Consider the following 22,524-nt stretch of genomic DNA (forward strand, 5'->3'; position numbering starts at 1 on the left):
AACGCCTGTCAAGGAGACCGCTTGACAGGCTTACGTTAGAGGGTTGGGCCCGGAGGCAAAGGATAGGGATAAGAAGGAAAGATCCGCGTTTTCGATCTTGCACAGGGAAACAATTTTCCCCTACGTGCGAAATAAGTTTACGGGTAGTTCCTTTTGACGAATAGGTTACCTTGTGGTTTCAACCCACGGATAGCAGTGTGCCGACCGTCGCTCACATTTTGCCTCCGTGCCGAGCTCCTTTAGCGCACGTAAATTTTAAAAATGAAAATCCAGGTCTCACCTATGTGCTCAAAATGTGGAGCTTGACATTTACGTTCATAGCAGATCGAAAAAAGATCTTATTCGAGATGCCACACCCGAAAACGGACCGATTTCATCGAGATAAGCACGATATTCAGCCTTATTTTGGCGTTTCGCCGATTTTTGCCGGGGATAAGATCGAATTCCGTGCTTATTCAAGCGTTTCCTCCATGGAATGCAAGTCTCCACGTGTGTGCAGGAAGGGGCAGCGGCTGAACCCTTTTCCAAAACAGGCAGTTTGGGCGACTCGTAATAACGAAGGCATGCCGGCATAAGCTTGTTCAAACGTCCTTGAAGCGATATAATAGTAAAGGTATATTCATGACCGGATAGACTCCTATGACGAACGAATCTTTCGTCATCGGCCGTCGCCTGCGGTTGCTGAAAATGTGCCGGCAAACCGTCACATTTTTCAGGGTAGGCAGTTCATTCTAAGCTCAAGGAAAGCGGGAACAGTATGGGTCGCAAGTGGAACAATATTAAGGAAAAGAAAGCTTCGAAAGACGCAAACACCAGTCGGATTTATGCCAAGTTCGGTCGCGAGATTTACGTGGCGGCCAAGCAGGGCGAGCCGGACCCGGAATCGAACCGGGCCTTGAAGGTCGTGCTGGAGCGCGCCAAAACGTACAACGTGCCGAAGGCGATCATCGACCGCGCGCTCGAGAAAGCGAAGGGCGGCGCCGACGAAAATTACGACGAGCTCAGGTACGAGGGCTTCGGCCCGAACGGCTCCATGATCATCGTCGACGCACTCACGAATAACGTCAACCGCACGGCCTCGGAAGTGCGCGCCGCCTTCAGCAAAAACGGCGGGAGCATGGGGGTCAGCGGCTCCGTTGCATATATGTTCGATGCGACGGCCGTTTTCGGCATCACCGGCAAAACGGCGGACGAAGTGCTCGAATTGATGATGGAAGCGGACGTGGACGTTCGCGACATTGCCGAGGAAGACGACACGGTCATCGTCTACGCAGAGCCCGATCAGTTTCATGCCGTGCAGGAAGCGTTCAAGCAGGCGGGAATTACCGAGTTCACTGTGGCCGAGCTGACAATGCTCGCACAAAATCACGTTACGCTTCCGGAAGAATCGCAGGCCGCCTTCGAGAAGCTGATCGATACGCTGGAAGATTTGGAGGATGTCCGCCAAGTCTATCATAATGTCGATTTCGGCGATTGAAGACCGGCGGGCTGTCAAGCAGACGTTCAATCAGATCTTTAAAAAGCGATGCGGGGCTGTCTCACGCAGATGTATCTGCGGACGAGGCGGCCTTTTTCGCGTTCCGGCAAGCAGGCTCTATTGCCACCCGCTGAAACCACCTGCTGAAGTGCCGCGCTAAGCGTCCCGCTGCCGTCTCGTCGAACCCGGACGCCGATAATATCGGTCGGACATTTTTTGACCTGGCGGCCAGAGGGCGGTCCGGATCATCGCCGCAGCGCCCGCGCACTTCGCGCCTCTTTCGGACCGGTTAACGGACATAAATTTCCGGATCGGCCCGGTTCAAAAAATGTCTCTATGCCGCCGTTCGTACTGCGATTACACTGAAAGCAGCGATACGACAAAGGAGGGGAAAGCCGTGAATTGGTGGTCTGCGAACAAGCTTCGACTTATTCAGACGAATTTGCGGGAAATCGATGCGGATCTGGATGTGGACCGGCTCATTGCCGAGCTCAAGCAGTACGAGGCGAACGTGCTGATGATCAATGCGGGGGGCATTTTCGCCTTTTATCCGAGCCGCCTGGAGTATCATTATGTGACTCCTTATTTAAAGAAGGATATGCTCAGGGAAGCGATCGACAAAGCGCATGAGCACGGCATTCGGGTCATCGCCCGCTTCGATTTCAGCAAAGCGCACGAGAGCGTGTTTGAGCGAAAGCCCGAATGGTTTTACCGGACTCGGGAGGGAAAGGAGGTCAACTACTACGGCATCGTTCATACATGTCTGAACGGCGCGTATCAGCAGCATTATTCGCTGGACATCATCGAAGAGGTACTGACGAATTACCCGGTCGACGGCATCTTTTTCAATATGTTCGGGTATCAGCATTGGGATTACAGCGGCAACCGGTACGGGCCCTGCTATTGCGCGAACTGCAAGCGGCGATTCAACGAGATGTTCGGCCGCGATCTGAGTCTGTACGAAGGGCCGGGGCACGAGCTGCACGAGATATACCGGGAGTTCCAGGAGACGACCGTGCGGGACATTCTGCGGCGCATCCGCCTGAAGGTCAAGTCCCTTCGGTCGGAAATCGCGATCTGCACTTACTTCGCGGACGAAATCGATATAATTCGCAAGGAATCGAACACGGCGCTGCGCCGCAGCGATCCGCTGAGGCTGTACTCGGCTTCCGAGAACGTCGCGTCGGTCGAGAACAGCTGGGACGACAAGCTGGTCAGCAACTGCTGCATCAACGCCATTGACTTGACTTACCGGTTCACCGGCGTTTCCAAACATGAAGCGGAAATTCGGCTGTACCAAAACATCGCGAACGGCTCCGGGCTCGATTTTTGCATCATCGGGGTGTTCGACGGTTATCCGGACGGCGCCAACCTGGAATCGGTGAAAGCGGTTTATCGGCATCACGCCCGGAACGAGGCGTTCTATGGCGACTTAAGATCGCTAGCGGACGTTGCCCTGATCAAGCCGAAGGAACCTTCGGCGCGCAAAGAATATGAGGGGCTGTTCCGCATGCTGAAGGAAGCCCACATCTTGTTTGACGTCGTGCTGGAGGAGCGGCTCACAGACCGGCTGGAGCCGCTAAAACAGGTGAAGGCCGTCGTTGTGCCAGGCATTCCGAGGCTGGATGAGGAGCAGGTCAACGCGCTGTCCGAATTGCAGCGGCAAGGCGTGCATCTGCTCACGACCGGCTGCGCTCTGCTGAACGATCAGAAGGCGCTGAAGAGCCTGTTCGGCGCTGCTTACGAAGGAGAAATCGTCGACGAGCCGGCCGCTTATATTCAGGTTTCGGAAGATCCGATGCTGGCAAGCTTTGGGGACAGGGTGTGGATCATCGCCGAGCGGTTCGCCTGCATGTCGTACGAGCCGGAGGCTGAGCTTCATATGCCGATTGTCGCTCCGTCGACCTTCGGCCCGCCGGAACGCGCTTACGGTCATGCGCTGAGCGAACATTACGGGCTCGGCATCGCGGGCAGGGGAGGCTGCGGGGCGTACTATGCCTGGTGTCCCGGCGAAATGTATGCGCTTCACGGCTTCGAGGACCACAAGCAGGCGGTAATCGACCCGCTGATCCGCCTGCTGCAGGGCCGGCTGCGCCTTCGCACCGACGCGCCGTCCGCCACCGAGTGGTTCCTGCACGTGCTGCCTTCCGGCGGCTATTTGCTGCAGGCGATCAACCTGACCGGCGTTAGCGGAGCGACGTTCGGCAAGCCGATCCCGCTGCATGGCCTGCGGGTCGAGCTCGCCGGCATCGGGCGCTTGAAACGTGCGTATTCGCTCTGTACCGGCAAGCCGGCGGCGTGGCAGGAGTCGGAGGGCGGAGCGGCGCTGACCGTCGACCTGCCGGAGGTATATGAGGCCATCGTGCTCGAGCCTTGACCGCGGACGGAAGCCGTCAATACGAACAAAGAGAGGTGCTCCCTATGAAAACGGACGCTGCGCCCAAGCTGCTCGGCATGGGCGCCGAACGGTCCGGCGGCTTGCTCGCCCGAATCGTCCGGCACCGGGCTATCTATGCGCTGGTGCTGCCCGGACTGCTGTATTTTATCATCTTCAAGTTCGCTCCCCTGTGGGGCCTGCTGCTTGCATTCAAGGATTACAACCCGTTTCTGGGCTTTTGGGCCAGCCCGTGGGTCGGCTTCGACCATTTTACCGCGCTGTTCGCCGATCCGAACTTTTACTTGATGCTGCGCAACACACTGGCCATTAATCTGATCGGCCTCGTGTTTCATTTTCCGCTGCCGATCCTGCTGGCGCTCATGCTCAACGAAATTCGGCACGAGGCGTTCAAGCGGCTGAACCAGTCCGTCGTGTACATGCCGCATTTTCTGTCGTGGGTCGTCGTCGCCAGCCTGACGTTCTTCATGCTGTCCGCCGATGTCGGCGTCGTGAATAAAGTGATTTCCGCGGCCGGCAGGGAGACCGTATCGTTTTTGTCGAACCCGAATTATTTCTGGGGCATCTTAACCGCTCAAAACATGTGGAAGGAAGCGGGGTGGGGGACAATCATCTTCCTGGCGGCGATGGCCGGGGTCGATCCGCAGCGCTACGAGGCCGCCGTCGTCGACGGAGCGAGCCGGTTCCGCCAAATCTGGCATATCACGCTGCCGGCGATCCGCCCGACCGTCATCATCCTGCTCATTCTGCGGCTCGGCAATATGGCGGATATCGGCTTCGAGCAGGTGCTATTGATGATCAATCCGCTCGTCCTGTCGGTCGGCGAAGTATTCGACACTTACGCGTATACCCACGGCATTCTGCGCGGCCAGATCAGCTCCGGCGTCACCGTCGGGATGTTCAAGGGCGTCGTCGGCCTCGTGCTGATCGTTCTGTCCAATTACGTCGTCAAGAAGCTCGGCCATGAAGGGATCTATTGATTCGAAGCTTAAAGAGAAAGGAGGTGCCGTCCGATGAGCTTCGTGCACAAAAAACGGATGACGCTGTTCGACTGGGTGAACTACAGCCTGATTGCTTTGTTTTCGCTGGCCTGCCTGTTCCCGTTCCTGTATGTGTTCAGCGTCTCCTTCACCGATCCGAAGGTCTACGTGCCGCTTAAGTTTTACTTGTTTCCCGAGAAGTGGTCTCTGGAATCGTACCGCTACATTTTGTCGACGAACAGCTTTCTTAACGCGCTTAAAAGCACGGCCTTCATCACCGTCGTCGGAACGGTACTCAATATTGCCGTGTCGTTCACGATGGCGTACGGCTTGACCAAAAGAACGCTGCCGGGCTACCGCTTCATCATGGGCGGCGTCGTGTTCACGCTCGTCTTCAGCGCGGGCATCGTGCCGAATTATTTGCTCGTCAAGGAGCTGGGCCTGCTCAATTCGTACTGGTCGCTCATTTGGCCGAGCCTGACGAACGCCTGGAGCCTGATCGTTATCAAGAGCTTCATGGATTCCTTGCCCGCGGAGCTCGAGGACGCCGCCAAAATCGACGGCTGTTCGGATATCGGCGTCTTCGCCCGGGTCATCCTGCCGCTGTCGCTGCCGGCGATCGCCGCCTTTACGCTGTTTTTCGCCGTCGGGCATTGGAACACGTATTTCAACGCGCTCGTGTACATTGCCGACTCCAAAAAATGGACCTTGCAAATTTTGGTCAAGACGCTCGTGATCGACTCCAACTCCGTCGCCGTGGCGCAGGCAGGAGCGAGCGACGAGGCGGTCGTGCCGCAGGAGACGATCCGCATGGCCTCGATCGTATTGGCCATGGCCCCGATTTTGCTCGTATACCCATTCCTGCAGAAGCATTTTGCCAAAGGGGTTATGCTCGGCTCGGTCAAAGGATGAAGCGCGCTAGGACTGTCATGAGCCGCCAAGGGCCGCCAACCGGTGCAAAAGGAAGCAAACTTCCATTAGCAAGCTACTATATATAAAAAGCGAGGAGTAAACTCATGAGAATCAGATTCCCATCGTTTCAAGCAGGCGTATCGGGCCTGCTGGCTATTTCGCTGCTGGCCGGCTGCAGCTCGGGACCAAGCGGCGGAGCCGAAGGAGGCGCGGAGAGCGAGGACGGAAGCAAGCCGCTGACGATCAAGATGTTCGCCGGATTGTACAACGAAGTGCCCGACATGAACAACGCTTATTGGACAGAGTGGGAGCGGAGGACGAACGTCAAGCTCGACATCGAATGGGTGCCTTCCGGCGACCTCAACAACAAGCTGGACCTGCTGCTCGCATCCGGCGATTTGCCGGAGGTCGTGGCCTACCAGGACAACAACCGCCCGACGCTGGTCAGCGCCATCAAGAACGGGGCGTTCTGGGATTTGACGCCGTTCCTCGGCGATTTGAGCGAATTCCCGAACCTGAAAAACAATTTGGCCAAGGACGCGCTGAAATATTTGACCGTCGACGGCAAAATTTACGCGGTTCCCCGCTCCCGCTCGCGGGTGGACGGCGGCATCAAAATCCGCAAGGACTGGCTCGACCGCCTGAACATCCCGGTGCCGACGACGTTCGATGAATACGAGGCCGCCTTGAAAAAGATCGTCGAGAGCGATATGGACGGCAACGGCAAGAACGATACGGTTGGGCTGCTCTATGTGAACGATCCCGTCGCTTCGTTCCAGGCCGGGTTCGGAGTGCTGGACCCGACCTACAACGAGGAAGGGGGCCTCGTCAGCCCGCGCCTGACCAAGCAGTATATCGATATGGTCGCCTGGTTCCGCAAGCTGTACGCCCAAGGCCTGATGTCCAAGGAATACGCGGTCATGAAGGAATCGCAGGCGGAGGAGTTGTTCAAGACGAACCGCGCCGCCTCCTACGGGCGTCCGATCTGGTGGGATCACGAATGGGAGACGGCGATGAAAAAGTCCGGCCAGCCTGACGCCAAAATTTTAAATCTTCATCTGAAAGGTCCCGGCGGCGATGCGATTGCGCTGGAAACCGGGGTCGCAGGCGGATTTTACATCTCCAAGAAGGTGCCGGAAGCGAAGGTGAGGCAAATTCTCGATTATTTCGAGCGGACCGCCTCCCAGGAAATAACCGATTTTGCCTACTACGGCCTACCCGATATTCACCATACAGTGGTGGACGGCCAGAAGGTGCTGACCGAGCAGGGGGTCAAGGAGGTCAATACGACGAGCAAAGGAGCCGGCGTGCTCGCTTACGCCAAATGGGGCAAGGTCATCAGCGCCTCCGGCAACAAAGCGTACAACGATGCGAAGATCAAAGAGGTGGAGAACTTCGACGAGCTCGGCAAAATCGATCCGTACCGCATCATCTCGAGCGATTCCTGGATCAGCACATGGCCGAAGCACGAGCCGGAGTTCAAATCGATGGTGACGAAGGCGATCGTCGGGCAAATCGCGATGGAGGAGCTCGAGGCGTATGTCGACAAGCTGAACCAGCTGCCGGAAATGCGCAAGGCGTATTTGGATATGGCCGCCGCCTACAAGCAGTTTGAGGAATAGGCGAGGCCTTGCGTAAGAAAGCAATGGGAGGGATTACTGTTGGCTACAGCAACGAAGCCGTGGTGGAAGCAGCCGCTGCGTATCATTCAGCCGAACCTGCAGGTCCGGGATACGACGCAGATCGATCCGGAGCGGCTGGCGGCGCAGCTTAAAGAAATGGGCGCGAACGCCATCGTATTCAACACCGGCGGCATTTATGCCTGGTACAGGACAGCGGTGCCGTATCATACCGTTAACCCGTATTTGGAGGAGCGAGAGAATGTGCTGGCGGAGACGATCGCCGCCTGCCATCGGCACAACATTCGCTTCATCGCGCGGTTCGATTTCAGCAAGGCGGAGGATTCGGTCTATCTCCGGCGTCCCGAATGGTTCGTTCGCAGGGCGGACGGCGAGCCCGAGGTGATCGGGGCCAGACGGCCCGGGCCGTGGCCGCTGCTGATGAACACGTGCATCAACGGCGATTACCGCAGCGGCGCGGTGGCGGCCCCGGTGCTGGAGGAGGTGCTGGCGGGGTACGATATCGACGGGATTTTCTTCAACGCGCCAGGCTATATGTTTTGCCGCTGCGAGCGGTGCGCGGGCAAGTACAGAGAGCTCTACGGCAAGGAGCTGCCCCAGACGGCCGGGGAGCTCGAGCCCGGCTTCGCCTCCCGCTGCCTGCGAGATAACATGGCTGGCTTGTACCGGCTGGTCAAGCAAAAGCGCGGCGAGGTGCCGGTGATCCTCTACTATCAGCTTCACGGCGAGCCGCTGTCTGCGCGGGCGGAGACGGCCGATCTGCTCTGCACGGAGCCGCAGGACGTCCTGTCGCTCGGGCACGCCCATATCCCGGAGTTTTGGAAGCCGGCGGTCAGCGTCAAGCTGGGCCGCTCGCTGCCGGACCGCCCCGCGCCGCTCGGCATCGTCCATTCGTGCCCGGGCATGGACTGGCGCCATACGGGTTTGCCGACGGCCGAATACCGCTTCTGGCTGGCGCAAATTCCGGCGAACGGCGGGCACCTGTGGCATTCGCTCACCGGCGTGCCGGACACGATCAGCGATAAGCGCATCCTGCAGACGGTCGCCGAGCTGAACGAGCAGGCCGCCAAGGTCGCCCCGTATATGGAGGACGCGGTTCCCGTATCGCAGGTGGCGCTGCTGTGGAGCGCAGGCCCGGGGACAGCGGGGTGGGCGGACGCGCTGATCAACAAGCAGATTCCGTTCGACGTGATGACGCCCGAACAGATCGAGCCGGACCGGCTTGCCCGCTATAAAGCGGTGATCGTCCCCGAAGGGTACGCCTGCCCGGAAGCGCTCGCGGCCCAATTGAAGGACTATGCGTCCGCCGGCGGCTGGATCGTTGCGGAAGGGGCTCCTCCGTCATCGGGCCTAATCGACCTGTTCGGCATCGAGCGCGAGATCTTCCTGAGCGAGCCGCTGATCGCATCGTATCTGCGGTTCGAAGGGAGCGCCAACCCGCTGCAGGCCGGACTGGAGCAGACCGAGCTCATTGCCCACCGCGGCCGCGTCGCTTACTGCCGCCCGCGAAGCGAAGCCTGCCGGGTGCTGGCGACGCTCGTGCCCCCGTTCTCTCCGCTTGAGAGCGTAGGAGCGCCGCCGGAACGGGCATCGCTGCCGGCCCCCCGGACGGACCTGCCGCTGGCGCTGCGGCATGCCGTCGGGCGGGGAGGGGCGCTCTTCTTCCCGTTCTCGCTCAGCGGGCTGATCAATGAATATCGCTTGGAGGAGCATTACAGGCTGCTTGAGAACAGCGTGAACATGATCCTCGGCGAGGAGCGGCTCGTCTCGGTCAGCTCCTATCAGGGGCTGCAGCTGACGCTGTTCCGCAAGGGGCGGGAGCTGCTGCTGCATCTCGTGAACGGCGCCGGCCGTAGGCCGCTCATGAACACGCTTCCGCTGCATGAACTGGAGGTCGAGCTGCTGGTCGAGCCTGTGCGGGACGGCAAATCCGCTTACGACGTGCTGCAGGTGATCCGCGGAGATCGGCTGCAGAGCCGTCTGGAAGGGAACCGGCTGCGGTTTACGGTTCCGCGGCTGGACAATTGGGAATGTCTGCGGATATCCCTGCGCAGCGATACTGTGGTATAATGGGGAGACCTTCCAACGAGGGGTGAACCTGATGACTTCCAGGCTTCCGAAGATCAAGGCTTGGATCGCCCGGCTGCTGCCCGCGAACCATTATTTGAACAGGCTCATTTGGCTTGGCTGCATCTCCGTGGCCATTCCCGTCGTGCTTGCGGGAAGCGCTTACTATCATGTATCGATGAACAAGCTGACCGTGCAGTTTCAGGAAGACAACCGTGCGTCCTTGAAGCAGCTGAAGGACCGGGTGGAGAACGCCTTGACGAGCATCGAGCACGAATCGCTGCAGCTCGCCAGCTACCCGCCGCTGCGGGAGGCGGTCGGCCACCCCGGCTACGAGACGGATTATATGAAGCAGCTGGCGATACTCGATTTTTTCCAGCTGCACAAAAATACGAACGGCTTCATTCAGGAAATCATTTTTTACGACGCGCGTTCCGCCAAGGCGCTGTCCAGCCATTACGGGCTGGCCGGCATCGATCATTTTCCGCAGGCAGACGATATCCGCGCCGTCATGCAGGGGGAGGCCGCCGAAGGCTGGCGTTACTTGCCTCAGGCGAGCCAAAGCGGCTACATCACGCATGTGCGCCGCATGCCGGTGATGGGTACCGGCGAGCCGCAGGGAGCCATCGTCATTCATGTGAAGGAAGCCATGCTGCGGCAATTGCTGCACAGCTATTCCATCAATTTGACCGATCAGACGGTGGCGGTCGTCGATTCGCGGCACCGCATTATTCTGCATTCCTCGGGAGGCGATTGGCTCGGTCGGGACGCCGAAGGGGATCCGGCGCTGCGGACGGCGCTGGCCGAGGAGGAGCGCGCGAATCAATATGTGCTGGACGGACCGGAGGGCGGCGCGCTGCTCGCTTACGACAGGAATGCCTACGGCCGCACCTACGTGTCGCTGCTGCCGGAGCGGGCGATGATCGAGCGGCTCGGCTGGATTCGCGCGCTGCTCGTCTTCTCGCTGACCATTTTTCTGCTTGTGGGCGTGCTGCTGTCGTTCCTGTCTTCCCGGCTCGCCTACAATCCGATTCAGCAGCTGCTGAAATACGGCGAGCATTTGCGCCGGAACGGAGCGGACGACACGCCGAAGAGCAACGAAATCGAATATATCCGTTCCTGCCTCAGCTATTTGAACGAGCAGGCGGAGTCGCTCAACCGGTATGTAGCCCGCATTCAGCCGGACCTGAGAGACCGGTTTCTGCAGCGGCAGCTGCAGGCCGGAAGCGCGGGCAGCCGCGCCTCGCTGGAGGAGGAGTGCCGGCGATTCGATATCCCGGCTGACGGACAATATGTCGCGCTCATCACCAAGGTCGAAAACCTGCTGAAGGAGAAGCGGTTTCTGCCACATGAAGGGGCGGTTATCGTCTTTGCCGTGAAAAATGTGATGGCCGAAATCATGTCCCGCTACCCGGAGATCGAAGGCTACGTCGTCGACAAGGACGAGCGGGAGGCGGTGGCGATTGTCCGCTTCAAGGAGCGGACGGCAGCCGCAACCGTTCGCCAGACGCTGCAGAAGTACTGCAGCGAGGTGCGCGATGCGCTGGCCGACTATTTGTCGTTCACTGTATCGAGCGGCATCGGGCACCCGGTGAAGCTGGAGGAGCTGGCGGCCTCGTACAAGGCGGCGAAGCATGCGCTGCAGTTCCGGCTGTTCCGCGATGCGGACACAATTCTGTTCGCGGACGACATGATTCAGGTCGAGCGTCAGCCGGTGTTCATGTATCCGCGCGAGCTGGAGGAAGGCATCGTCGAGCTGCTGTGGAGCGACGATTTGCCGCAGGCCGAGAATCTGCTGCGGCAGTTCTCGCAGCGGGTAAGCGCCGCCGAATCGTACAACGTGGCCGTTCAATGCTACCAGGTGTTGCTCTCGTCGATCATCCAATCGCTGGAGGAGAAGGGGCCGGGCGTGCTGGAGCTGCTCGGGGATAACCTGTTCGACCAGCTAAAGGGCAATCACACGTCCAAGGAAGTGCACGACTGGTTCATCGACGTGCTGTTTCCGCTGTACCAGCGGGCCGGCCGCGAAATTCGAACCCGCTCGTCCCGCTTGCTGATCCAGCGGGTGTGCAGCCACATCAAAAGCTGTCCGGAAGGCGCGCATTCACTATCCGAATGCGCGGAGCTGGTCGGCGTAAGCCCTTCGTATTTAAGCCGGCTGTTCAAAAAGGAGACGGGCACTTCCTTCATTGAATATGTCATGGCGTATAAAGTGGAAAGGGCGAAGTCGCTGCTCAAGGAGACGGATCGCAGCGTCGTGGAGATCGCCGAGCTCGTCGGCTACTCCGAACGCAATCTGAACCGGGCTTTCCAGCGGTTCGTTCACATGTCGCCGAAGCAGTACCGGATGTCGCAGCGCTGAGGAACGAAACTGACGGACAGGAGTGCAGCTATTGGCTTGAAAAAGGCCGGATGCGTGCCATCATTGCCAAATAAGGTCTGACCTGTCCGCTGCATTTTGACAACCGTTGATTTTACAAAATAACGGCGGTGGAATCTGTTAGGAACGAATTTCACGATTAGGAGGAAACCGAATCATGGCAATCCAACCGGGACAGCACGCCGTCGGCTTTATCGGCCTAGGTGTGATGGGCAAGAGCATGGCCGGACATCTCATGGAAGCGGGGTACGAGCTTCACATATATACGCGGACGCAGAGCCGGGCAGACGACCTGATCCGCAAGGGAGCGGTGTGGCACGAGACGCCGGCCCTGCTTGCCGCATCCTGCGACGCGGTCGTCACGATGGTCGGCTACCCGCAGGATGTCGAGGAGATCTATTTCGGCGGGAATGGCCTCATTGCGCACGCCAAGCCGGGGGCCTATTTGATCGACATGACGACCTCGAGCCCGCTGTTGGCCAGACGCATAACCGAGGCGGCGGCGGTCCGCGGGCTGCACGCGCTGGATGCGCCGGTGTCGGGAGGGGATATCGGCGCGAGGGAAGCCAAGCTGTCCATCATGGCAGGAGGCGAGCCGGCCGCGTTCGAGGCGGTGCGCCCGCTGTTTGAACGGATGGGCGCGAACATCGTGCTGCAGGGCCCGGCCGGGGCCGGGCAGCATGCGAAGATGTGCAACCAGATTGCGATCGCCTCCAACATGCTGGGGGTGTGCGAAGCGCTCGCTTATGCGCAGGCCGCCGGTCTCGATCCGCGGAAGGTGCTGGACAGCATCGAGACGGGAGCGGCCGGCAGCTGGTCGCTCAGCCGGCTGGCTCCTCGGATCATGGAAGGCGATTTCGAGCCGGGATTTTATGTAAAGCATTTTATCAAGGATATGGGCATCGCCCTCGAAGCGGCCAAAGAGATGAAGCTGGAACTGCCCGGCTTGGCGCTCGCCGAATCGCTCTACAGGAGGCTGGCGGCGATGGGTTATGAGGAGAAAGGCACGCAAGCCTTGGCGAAGCTGTGGCAGTAATGCGTCGAGCCGGCGGGCCGGTTCGTCCAAGGGCTATCCGGCGTTTCCGGGTTACGGCTCCAGCATGCTTTTGAACAAAAGCACCAGCTTCAGCTTCAGCAGGTGAGGGAACGACTTGAAGTCGACCTGAAGCAGCTCGCCGATTTTCTCCAGCCGGTAGGCGGCGGTATTGCGGTGCACATACAATTGCTTGGCGGTTTCGTTGATTTGGCCGTTGTTCTCCATATACAGCTCCAGGGTGCGAAGCAGCTCGTGCGCCGAATCCGGCGCCTTCTCCTGAAGCGGGGACAATGTCATTTCGACGAACCGTCTCATTTTGTCCACAGGCACCGATTGAAACAGGTAGGCCAGCTCCACGCTGCCGAACTCGACGACGAAGGAATCGACCATGAGCCGCTCCGCCGTCTCCCTGGCATCGACACATTCCCGGTACGCCTGGTTCAGATGGCCTGCCTGATGCTTTGGGTGGCTCACGGTCATCCGCAGGCTGCCGTCCGCTTCATGGGCCAGCTCGGCGAACACGCGGGTCAGCAGAGCCGGCAGCTTTCCCTTGGCAGGCGGAATCTCGGCGGGGAAGATCGATAAAATGTCGCCCTCGATCGGAATATGGAGCTTGGTGACGTCCTTCAGGATCGGGTGGTACTGCAGCTCCTGGCGGATTGCCCGCACGAGCCGTTCCTTCTTGGCGCCGTCCGTACCGGAGACCGATGTCAGCACGCATTGATACGATTCGCTGCCGAACGGAATGCCGTGCCGCAGAGCGCACTCGACCAGGGCGTCGGCCGAGACGTTATTTTTCAGGTAATTTCTCAGCAGAGAGGCGAACTCGTTCTGGGTTGACTGCTCCGTATACTGCCGCTCGACGGCATTCAGGTGGTAGGCGATAATTTCAGCGGCCTGGTAGTACAGGCCTTCTTCCTCCTTGGGCGGGATGCCCGAAGCGAGCTTGAACACCGCTCTGCTGAAATGCCCGTCCCCGGGCTTGTCGCTTTTCAGCGGGATGGACAGCAGCCGGCCGGAATCGGTGCGGATATATTGGGCGGTCGGCTTGGCCGGCCGCTGCTTGAGCGGCTCGAGCTCGCCCTGAGCGAGGCTGCTGAAGATCGTCTGTCCCCGCATGCCGATAACCGCAAGCGGACAGCCGAGAATCGCGTGAATGCGGTGAAACATGCCCCCCGTATCGTCCGTGGACAATGCGAAGCGGATCAGTTCCTTTTGCTTGTCGAGCACGCTGTGCAGCAGCCGCGTGTTTTTCTGCAGTTCCGCGTTGAACAGCCCTTTCATCTGGTCGGAGAAGGTGAACGGAAACGGCAGCTCGATGAGAGGAAAGCCGAGCCGATCCGCTTCCGACAGCATTCTGTCCGGCACATTCGTCCAGAAGCGCCCCAGCTTGATGCCGATGCCGGCCGCCCCTTTTTCCGCCAGCTTTCTCAGCAGCAGCACCCCATCCCCCGGGCTATCCTTCATTAAATAAGCCGTCGTGAACAAAATATCCCCTTCGCGAACCCAGTCGGAAATATCCGGCGCATCCATCACATTGACCGATTTGACGATTCTGCCCAGGCCTTTGCGTCCCGCCGTCAGCTTTCCTTCCGATAAAGGGTAAATGGTCAGCGCGTCTTCGACCGTCAAATACATACCGCATCCCTCCTCCTCTCCCCGAAGCCGAGCGGCTGCATCGCACAATTCGGCGACGTATTGGTTCTCATTATAGTGGAATCCGCAAAAAACTCAACAGTTATGTTAGGTAATATGACGTTTAAATAACAAAAAATGTGGCTTAAATCCAATTTATTGCCGGTTTCATTGTGATTCGTTACAAAAAAGACGAAAATCGCTTGTCGTTGCGACATATTATTGTTATAAATTCTAACATAAACATTCGTCGATTGAAGGGCTAACAGGATTGGAGGGAGCTGCACATGACAGTCAAGATCAATATAGTGAATGCGGCGCTGCCTCTGCGGGACGAAAGCCGGCTGTACTCCTTGACCGCCGAAGACGGCAAATGGACGGCGATCTCCAAGCAAAGCGGCGAGCTTGCGCAGCCCGGGGCAGTCGCCCTCGACGATTGGGACGGGGCGGAGCCGGCAGACGGCAGGCTGACGCTGGACGCCAAAGGCAGCATCGCGCTGCCGGGTTTTGCCGATGCCCATATGCATCTCGACAAGTCCTTTTCTCTTCCGAAGGTAGGGAACGTCTCGGGAACGCTGGAGGAGGCGGTGCAGAACTATGCGGCAGCCGCGCCGGGCTTCGGCAAAGAGGAAATCAAGGCGCGGATGATGCGCGCCGCGCTTCAGTCGATCGCTTGCGGAACAACGGCGCTGCGTTCGCACCTCGATTTCCACGTCAAGCACGGGCCTGAAGTGGCGCTGCGGACGGTCGAGGCCGCGCTCGAGGTCAAGGCGATGCTCGCGCCGTACGCAGATCTTCAGCTGTTCCCGATGATCCCTTATTACGATTTGACGGAAAAGGCGCTGGAAATCGCTGCGGAAGCGGTGAGCATGGGAGTTACCGGGCTCGGCGGCGCGCCGCACCTGTCTCCGACCCCGGAAGCCGACATCGACCGGATTATGGCGCTCGCCGATCGCCTAGGCTGCCCGGTCGACCTGCACGCGGACGAAAGCGACGATCCGTCCGTCCGCACGGCAGCGCACATTGCCCGCCGCACAAAGGAATACGGCTGGTCTGGCAAGGTCGCGGTCGGCCATCTCTGCTCGCTGGCCGCCATGCCGGACGCCGACGCCGAGCCGATCATCCGGCAGCTGGCGGAGGCGGGCGTCGGAGCCGTCACGCTGCCGGGAGCCAACCTTTACCTGCAGGGCCGGCGCGACCGACATCCGGTAAGGCGTGGCGTCACTCGGGTCAAGGAGCTGCTCGCCGCGGGCATCCCGCTTGCCGCCGCCTCGGACAATATCCATGATCCGTTCCACCCGTTCGGCCGCGGCGATCTGCTCTTGATCGGGCTGGTAACGGCTTACGCCGCCCATATGGGCAGTCCGGCCGATATGAGGGCCGTGCTGCGGATGATCACCGCGAATCCGGCTGCGGTTATGGGACTGCACGGGTACGGGATGGAGGTCGGTAACGACGCCGATTTCGTCATTCTCGACGCCGCGACGCCGGAAGAGCTGTTCGCCATGGTGCCCGAGCGGCGTTGGGTTTGGCGCAGGGGACGCTGCCTGAAGGCGGCCGCCCGCAGAGCCGAATGGAGCGTCAGCCGGCTAAGGCATTATTGGGAGGACGCGACCGAGCGGGTCCGTTTCCGGCAGCCGACGCAGGTCAACGCCTGAGCCGGACAGCCGCATATTTCGGAGATGGAGGAACAACATGACGCGGATATCGATCATTTACTGCAGCGCATACGGCCACGTATTCCGGATGATGCAGGCCGCCGCGGAAGGGGCTTCCGCCGCCGGCTGCGAGGTGCGCATACGCCGCATCCCGGAGATGGAATCCGAAGCCAATCGGACGCCTTACCAGGACAAATTGAAAAAACGGGAGGAATCGGAGCTGGCGGGCCGCTTCCGCACGGTCGACCGTTTCGCCAAATACGAAGCGGCGCTGGAGCAGCAGAAGGATGTCCCGCTGGCGACGAACGACGATCTGCGCTGGGCGGACGGCATCGTTTGGGGCTTTCCGACCTATTACGGGTCGATGCCTGCCCAAATGAAGCTGTTTCTCGAATTCGCCTCGGAGCTTTGCGCGGACGGCGGGCTGGAGGGCAAGCCGGCCGGCCTGATCACGAGCGCGGGCTCCATCCATACGGGGCATGAGGCGACGCTGCTGACGTCGATGGTACCGTTGTTCCATTTTGGCATGATCATGGTCGGACTGCCCTATTCGGAAAATCCGGAATATTTGACGGCGGATGCAATCGGCTGTTCCCCGTACGGCGCGTCGACGGTGGCCGGGCCGGACAGCGCGCGAATGCCGGACGAACGGGAGCTGGTCATGGCCGGCAGGCTGGGCCGCAGAGTCGCGAGCGTCGCTTCGGCACTGCGGAGCGGCGGGTTTTTGCAATAGCAGACGCATCATAACGGGAGGGATGGGAATGAACATGAACGCAGTGACGAGGGACGATTTGCAGACCCCAGTTGGGCGGAGCGATGCCAAGCTGCTCGTCAGCATGCAGCAGCTCGGCAAAGTATACCCGAACGGCACGGTGGCTGTGCAGCAGGCCAGCCTGCAGGCGGGCGAAGGCGAGTTTCTGTGCTTCGTGGGGCCTTCCGGCTGTGGCAAGTCGACTATTTTCAACATGATCGCCGGCTTGACCGAGCCGACCTCCGGCCATTTGTCCGTCCTGGGAACGACGCCGAAGGAGGCGCGCAAGCAGAACGAGATCGCCTTCGTCTTCCAGGAGCATACGCTGCTGCCGTGGGCCAGGCTGATCGATAATGTGACGCTGCCGCTCACGCTGCGCGGGGTGCCCAAGAAGGAGAGAATCGCGGAGGGCGAGCGGGTGCTTGAGCTGGTCGGGCTCAAGGATTACACGAAGTCGGTGCCGAGGCAGCTGTCCGGCGGCATGAAGATGCGGGTGTCGATCGCCAGAGCGCTCATCTCGCGCCCCAAGCTGCTGCTGATGGATGAGCCTTTCGGCGCTTTGGACGAAATTACCCGGCAGTCGCTGCAGGATGAGCTGCTGAACATATGGCAGAAGGAGCGCAGCATGTCGGTGCTGTTCATTACGCACAACGTGTTCGAAGCCGTGTTTCTGTCGACCCGGGTCGTCGTCATGACGCCGAGACCGGGGAAAATCTCCGAAATCATCGACATCGACATTCCGTTCCCGAGAACCGACGACTACCGGGTGATGCCGGAATTCAGCCATTATATCCGGCAAGTATCCGAAGCGTTGAAGCATTAAGCGGCCCTGCCGCGACGAACGAAAGGAGAAGATTATTATGGACAAATGGGCTGCAAGCCTGGATACGACCCGCCCTCCTTCCGTATTGACCGCGCCGCCGGATGCGGAGAGGGCGAAGCAGCGACACGAGCAGTGGAAGAAGCTGGCCTCCCGGGTCATCCCGCCGATCGCTGTGCTGGTGCTGTTTGTTGCGCTGTGGGAGCTGCTGCTCCGGCTTTTCTCGATTCCGCCTTATTTGCTGCCGAAGCCGAGCGATATCGGTCAAGCGGCGATAGAGAACAGCGCGAATCTGTTCATATCGGTGCGAACGACGGTCGTCGAGGCGCTGCTCGGCTTTGCCGCCAGCGTCGTGCTGGGGGTGCTGTTTGCGATCGCGCTGGCGCTGTCCAAGACGGTGGAGCGCAGCGTATATCCGTATGCGATTGTCATGCAGACGATTCCGATCGTCGCCGTCGCCCCGATCATCGTCATCTGGTTCGGCGCCGGCATGAACGCCATCGTCATCATATCCTTTTTGATCAGCTTTTTCCCGATCTTGTCCAACACCTTGATCGGTCTCAATTCGACGGAGCAAAATATGAAAAACTTGTTCTATCTGTATAACGCGACGAAAATGCAGACGATTTGGAGGCTGAGGCTCCCCGCTGCGCTGCCTTATATTTTGGCCGGTCTGAAAATCTCCTGTTCCTTGTCCGTCGTCGGGGCAATCGTCGGCGAGTATATCGCCGGCATCGGCGGAATGCAGGGCGGCCTCGGCTATGCGATTACGGTCGCCTCCACCAGACTGCAGACGGCTTACCTGTTCGCCTGCGGCTTGTCGGCCGCCATCGTCGGCATCGTCTTCTTCCTGATCATCAACGCCATCTCGAACCGGCTGCTCCGCTCGTGGCACGATTCGGCCATGAACGGCTGAGCAGTGCGGGAAGCGATAGTGAATTCCAGAAAAAACAGGACTTTAGAAATTACGAAAGCGGGTGTACCTATGTCCCTTGCGTGGACCATCGATCTGGTAAAGGAATTAGGCGAGACCAAGGTATTTACGGACGAGGCGACGGTCGAGAAGCTGTCCAAAGACTTTTATTGGTATTCCCCGGTGCTGGACAAAAGGCTGCGCGACAAAAAAGCCGACGCGGTCATCTCGCCGGCGAACGAACGAGAAGTGGAAGAGGCGCTGGCGATCGCTTATTTGCACCGCATTCCCGTCACCGTGCGCGGAGCGGGCACCGGCAATTACGGGCAGGCGATTCCGCTTGAGGGCGGGCTCGTCCTCGATCTGAGCGGAATGGACCGGATCATTGAGATCGGCGACGGCTACGCCCGCGTGGAGTGCGGCGTCAAGCTTGGGGTGCTGGAGAGAAAAGCCCGGGAGCTCGGCCAGGAGCTGCGGATTTATCCGAGCACGTACGCCAAGGCGACAGTCGGCGGCTTCGTCTGCGGAGGCTCCGGCGGGGTCGGCTCGATTACGTGGGGCAACCTGTGGGACGGGAACGTGCTGGAAGCGGTCGTCTATACGATGGAAGAGCGGCCGCGCCGGCTCGTCGTATCGGGAGAGCAGCTGTACGACTACATTCACAATTACGGCACGACCGGCATCGTGACCGAGGTCGTCATTCCGCTCGCTCCCAGAACGGACTGGGCGCAGGCCGTCGTCCAGTTCGGCGATTTCGAGTCGGCGGTGCGCTTCGGCGAGGCGCTGTCGGAGCGGGACGGCATTGCGAAAAGGCTGGTCAGCCCGATTGAGTGGCCGCTCCCGTCCTTTTTCAAGCCGCTGGAAAAAGTGCTCGCGCGGGACAAATCGGTCGTCTTTACCGAAGTCGCGGGCGAGGCGCTGGACGAACTGAAAGAGCTGGCGGCGTCGTTCGGCGGGGAGCTCGGTCATGTGATCGAGCCGGCGATGTACCGCAAGACGATCGGGCTGTCCGATTTTACATGGAACCATACGACGCTGTGGGCGCTCAAGGCCGATCCGGCTTATACCTATTTGCAGGCGGGCTTCGACCGCCCGCGCTATCTGGAACAGCTGCGCGCGCTCAAAGCCGAGTTCGGCGACGAGCTGCTGATGCATTTCGAGTGGATTCGCGGAGGCGGGAAGCTGCTGGCGAACGCGCTTCCGGTCGTGCGCTTCACGACGGAGGAGCGGCTGTATTACATTATTGAAACGTGCCGGTCCATCGGCGTGGAAATTTACGATCCGCACACCTGGATGCTGGATAACGGCGGACGCGGCGCGGTGCAGGGGATGCAAGTCCGCAAAAAGGCCAACGACCCGCTGGGCCTGCTCAATCCCGGGAAGATTGGATGACTGAGGCGATATAGCGAGGAGGAATTCCTATCGCAACCTTACTGATCAAAAATGCCAGGTGCATCGTAACGATGGATGCGAAACGCCGGCGCTTCGAAGGGGGCAGCCTGTTCGCGGACGGCCAGCGTATCGCCGCGATCGGCCGGGATATCCCTTACGAGACGGCAGATACGGTGATCGACGCGGCCGGCAAGATCGTCTATCCGGGGCTGATCAATACGCATCATCACCTGTTCCAGACGCTGACCCGCAACATCCCGCTGGCCCAAGACTGCGAACTGTTCGACTGGCTCGGCGTGCTGTACGGCATATGGCGCCATTTGCAGCCGGAGGATGTGTATCACGGGGCGATGGTCGGGCTGGGCGAGCTGCTGAAGAGCGGATGCACGACGGCGGCCGATCATTTCTATTGCTTCCCGAACGGCGTCTCGGGAGAGCTGATTGACGAGGAGATCCGCGCGGCGAAAGAGCTGGGTATCCGCTTTTATCCGACCCGCGGCTCCATGAATATGGGCAAGTCCTCAGGCGGTCTGCCGCCGGATGAAGTATGTCAGAGCAGCGAGGCGATTCTGAGCGATACGCGCCGGGTGATCGAGCGCTATCACAGCGCGGACCCGTTCGCGATGGTGCGGATCGGCGTCGCGCCCTGTTCGCCGTTCAACGTGACAGGGGATCTGCTGCGCGAATCGGCCGAGCTTGCCAGAAGCTACAACGTGAGGCTGCATACGCACCTGGCGGAGACGATGGATGAGGAGCGCTACTGCCTCGAGCGGTTCGGCATGCGCCCGTTCGACTATATGGCGGAGCACGGTTGGGTCGGCGACGACGTCTGGTATGCGCACGGCATTCATTTTAACGATGAGGAAATTCGCCGGATGGGCGTGCATCGCTGCGGCGTTGCGCATTGCGCAACCAGCAATATGAAGCTTTCCTCAGGCGTTTTTCCCGTTATGAAGATGCTGCAGGCCGGCGTCAGGGTCGGTCTCGGCGTTGACGGCTCCGCTTCGAACGACGGCTCGGACCTGCTGGCGGAAGCGAGGATCGCTTACTTGCTGCACAAACTCGCTCATGGCTCAAACTCGCTGACGGCGGAAGATTGCCTGCATCTGGCGACGCGCGGTTCGGCCTCCGTACTCGGCTGGGACGACGCGATCGGCTCGCTGGAGGTCGGCAAGGCGGCCGATCTGTTCATGATCGATACCCGCAGGCTCGGCTTCGCGGGAGCGCTGTACGACGATGCGGCCCTGCCGATCGCAACGGGCATGCCGCAGCCTGTCGACATGACGATCGTCGGCGGCAAGGTGGTCGTGAAGGAGGGGCGTCTGACGGCCGTTGAGGAGGAGGCGGTGGCCGAGCGGGCGAGGGCGGCGTCGCTGCGCCTCGTGAACGAGGCGTCGCTGCGGACGAAGATCGATTACCGCGCTTTGCGGCGGGCTTGAAGAGAGATTTACGGCAAGTATAGTGGCGGGGAGGCGGATGGATATGGAACGAATATTCGCTTTTCTGGAGCGGGAGGACGTACCCGCCGTGCTGGCGACCTTAATTTTCGTCAAAGGGCACGCCTATCGCAAGGAAGGGGCGGTGATGCTGCTTGCCGGGGACGGGCGTACGATCGGCAGCATCAGCCCGGGCTGCCTGGAAGCGGATTTGCTGGAGCGCGTTCCCCGGATTTTGCGAGAGGGTCGGCATGAGACGGTCGATTACAACCTGCGTCCGGAGACGGACCCTGTCTGGGGCGAAGCGACCGGCTGCGGCGGCGAGCTCCGCATTTTGCTGGAGCCGGTGGCGGGCGAGCTGCGCGAGCGGCTGAAGGAGATCGGCCGCTTCGTTCGCGCCGGCGAGCCTATGCTGCTCGTGCGGCGGCTTACCGGCGGCAGGCTGCGCTATGCCGCGGTACGCGCGCCCCTCGGCGAGGCGCACCGCCGCAGGGCATCCAGCCGTTTTGCCGCAGCCACGCTGTTCGCGCCGCCGGAGCGGCTTATTCTCTTCGGCGCCGGGGAAGAGGCGGAAGCGATCGGGCGGCTGGCCGGACGCGTCGGCTTTCGCATCGCCGTCGCCGATTGGCGGGAAGGACTGTGCAGCCGGGAACGGTTCCCGTACGCCGATACGGCGGTAGGCGACCCCGACTCGATCGTCCGGCAGCTTGCTATCGGCCGCTCCGATTACGTGATCGTCGGGAGCCATCATTTGCGCCGCGACCGCGACATGCTCGTCCGGCTGCTTCCGCTTCGGCCCGCCTACGTGGGGCTCATCGGCTCCCGGCGGCGAATCGGCCTGCTGCTGGATGGCCTTCCGTCCGCGCCGTTCGTCAAAGGGCCGGCGGGAATGCCGATCGGCTCCGAAGGGGAGGACGAAATCGCCGTCAGTGTCGTCGCCGAGCTGATTGCCTGGCGCAACGAAGCAAAACGCGCGGGGAAGAGCGGGAAAGCCATGATCCAGTGCTGATATTTAAGGGAACCTCGATTCGC

Annotated in this window: 16 protein-coding genes; 15 read left to right on the plus strand and 1 reads right to left on the minus strand. The window is 60.2% G+C overall.

Annotated features, from left to right (window positions below):
* Positions 1–757: 757 nt before the first annotated feature.
* The 8 genes from F591_RS0121370 to F591_RS0121405 all read left to right on the plus strand — a co-directional run bounded on the left by F591_RS0121370 (position 758) and on the right by F591_RS0121405 (position 12,887).
* A complete protein-coding gene (locus tag F591_RS0121370; protein ID WP_019536655.1) occupies positions 758–1,477 on the plus strand; it encodes a YebC/PmpR family DNA-binding transcriptional regulator in 720 nt (239 codons plus the stop codon).
* A gap of 397 nt (positions 1,478–1,874) precedes the next feature.
* Positions 1,875–3,854 carry an alpha-amylase family protein gene (locus F591_RS0121375; protein ID WP_019536656.1) on the plus strand — a complete coding sequence of 660 codons (1,980 nt, stop codon included), beginning with the start codon at positions 1,875–1,877 and terminating at the stop codon, positions 3,852–3,854.
* Between the two features lie 44 nt (positions 3,855–3,898).
* Positions 3,899–4,852, plus strand: a complete 954-nt coding sequence (locus F591_RS0121380) for an ABC transporter permease (protein ID WP_019536657.1) — start codon at positions 3,899–3,901, stop codon at positions 4,850–4,852.
* Positions 4,853–4,885: 33 nt separating this feature from the next.
* A complete protein-coding gene (locus F591_RS0121385; protein ID WP_019536658.1) occupies positions 4,886–5,764 on the plus strand; it encodes a carbohydrate ABC transporter permease in 879 nt (292 codons plus the stop codon).
* Between the two features lie 104 nt (positions 5,765–5,868).
* Positions 5,869–7,386: an extracellular solute-binding protein gene (locus F591_RS0121390; protein WP_019536659.1), complete on the plus strand. Its 1,518-nt coding sequence runs from the start codon at positions 5,869–5,871 to the stop codon at positions 7,384–7,386.
* 39 nt (positions 7,387–7,425) lie between these two features.
* Positions 7,426–9,474 carry an alpha-amylase family protein gene (locus tag F591_RS0121395; protein WP_019536660.1) on the plus strand — a complete coding sequence of 683 codons (2,049 nt, stop codon included), beginning with the start codon at positions 7,426–7,428 and terminating at the stop codon, positions 9,472–9,474.
* Between the two features lie 31 nt (positions 9,475–9,505).
* Positions 9,506–11,833, plus strand: coding sequence for an AraC family transcriptional regulator (locus F591_RS0121400; RefSeq protein ID WP_019536661.1), 2,328 nt, complete (start codon positions 9,506–9,508; stop codon positions 11,831–11,833).
* Between the two features lie 175 nt (positions 11,834–12,008).
* Positions 12,009–12,887, plus strand: coding sequence for an NAD(P)-dependent oxidoreductase (locus F591_RS0121405; RefSeq protein ID WP_019536662.1), 879 nt, complete (start codon positions 12,009–12,011; stop codon positions 12,885–12,887).
* A 51-nt stretch (positions 12,888–12,938) separates the two neighbouring features.
* Here F591_RS0121405 and F591_RS0121410 read toward each other — a convergent pair whose 3' ends face one another.
* Positions 12,939–14,525, minus strand: coding sequence for a PucR family transcriptional regulator (locus F591_RS0121410; protein ID WP_019536663.1), 1,587 nt, complete (start codon positions 14,523–14,525; stop codon positions 12,939–12,941).
* Between the two features lie 284 nt (positions 14,526–14,809).
* On the opposite strand from F591_RS0121410, the gene F591_RS0121415 reads away from it, so the two are divergent.
* The 7 genes from F591_RS0121415 (at position 14,810) to F591_RS28695 (ending at position 22,501) form a co-directional block, all read left to right on the plus strand.
* Positions 14,810–16,180 (plus strand): amidohydrolase family protein, encoded by a 1,371-nt coding sequence (locus F591_RS0121415; protein WP_019536664.1) that lies wholly within the window; start codon positions 14,810–14,812, stop codon positions 16,178–16,180.
* Between the two features lie 37 nt (positions 16,181–16,217).
* The gene (gene wrbA, locus F591_RS0121420) at positions 16,218–16,913 is read left to right on the plus strand and encodes an NAD(P)H:quinone oxidoreductase type IV (protein ID WP_019536665.1); all 696 of its coding nucleotides are present in this window, start codon (positions 16,218–16,220) and stop codon (positions 16,911–16,913) included.
* A 34-nt stretch (positions 16,914–16,947) separates the two neighbouring features.
* Complete coding sequence (locus F591_RS0121425; RefSeq protein WP_245581096.1) at positions 16,948–17,754, plus strand: ABC transporter ATP-binding protein; 807 nt, start codon at positions 16,948–16,950, stop codon at positions 17,752–17,754.
* A 37-nt stretch (positions 17,755–17,791) separates the two neighbouring features.
* A complete protein-coding gene (locus tag F591_RS0121430; protein ID WP_019536667.1) occupies positions 17,792–18,667 on the plus strand; it encodes an ABC transporter permease in 876 nt (291 codons plus the stop codon).
* A gap of 69 nt (positions 18,668–18,736) precedes the next feature.
* The gene (locus F591_RS0121435) at positions 18,737–20,056 is read left to right on the plus strand and encodes an FAD-binding oxidoreductase (RefSeq protein ID WP_019536668.1); all 1,320 of its coding nucleotides are present in this window, start codon (positions 18,737–18,739) and stop codon (positions 20,054–20,056) included.
* A 44-nt stretch (positions 20,057–20,100) separates the two neighbouring features.
* Complete coding sequence (locus tag F591_RS0121440) at positions 20,101–21,495, plus strand: 8-oxoguanine deaminase (RefSeq protein ID WP_281166721.1); 1,395 nt, start codon at positions 20,101–20,103, stop codon at positions 21,493–21,495.
* Positions 21,496–21,538: 43 nt separating this feature from the next.
* A complete protein-coding gene (locus F591_RS28695; RefSeq protein ID WP_019536670.1) occupies positions 21,539–22,501 on the plus strand; it encodes an XdhC family protein in 963 nt (320 codons plus the stop codon).
* The last annotated feature ends 23 nt before the right edge of the window (positions 22,502–22,524 follow it).

The organism is Paenibacillus ginsengihumi DSM 21568 (assembly GCF_000380965.1).
GTDB classification, from domain to species: Bacteria; Bacillota; Bacilli; order Paenibacillales; family NBRC-103111; genus Paenibacillus_G; species Paenibacillus_G ginsengihumi.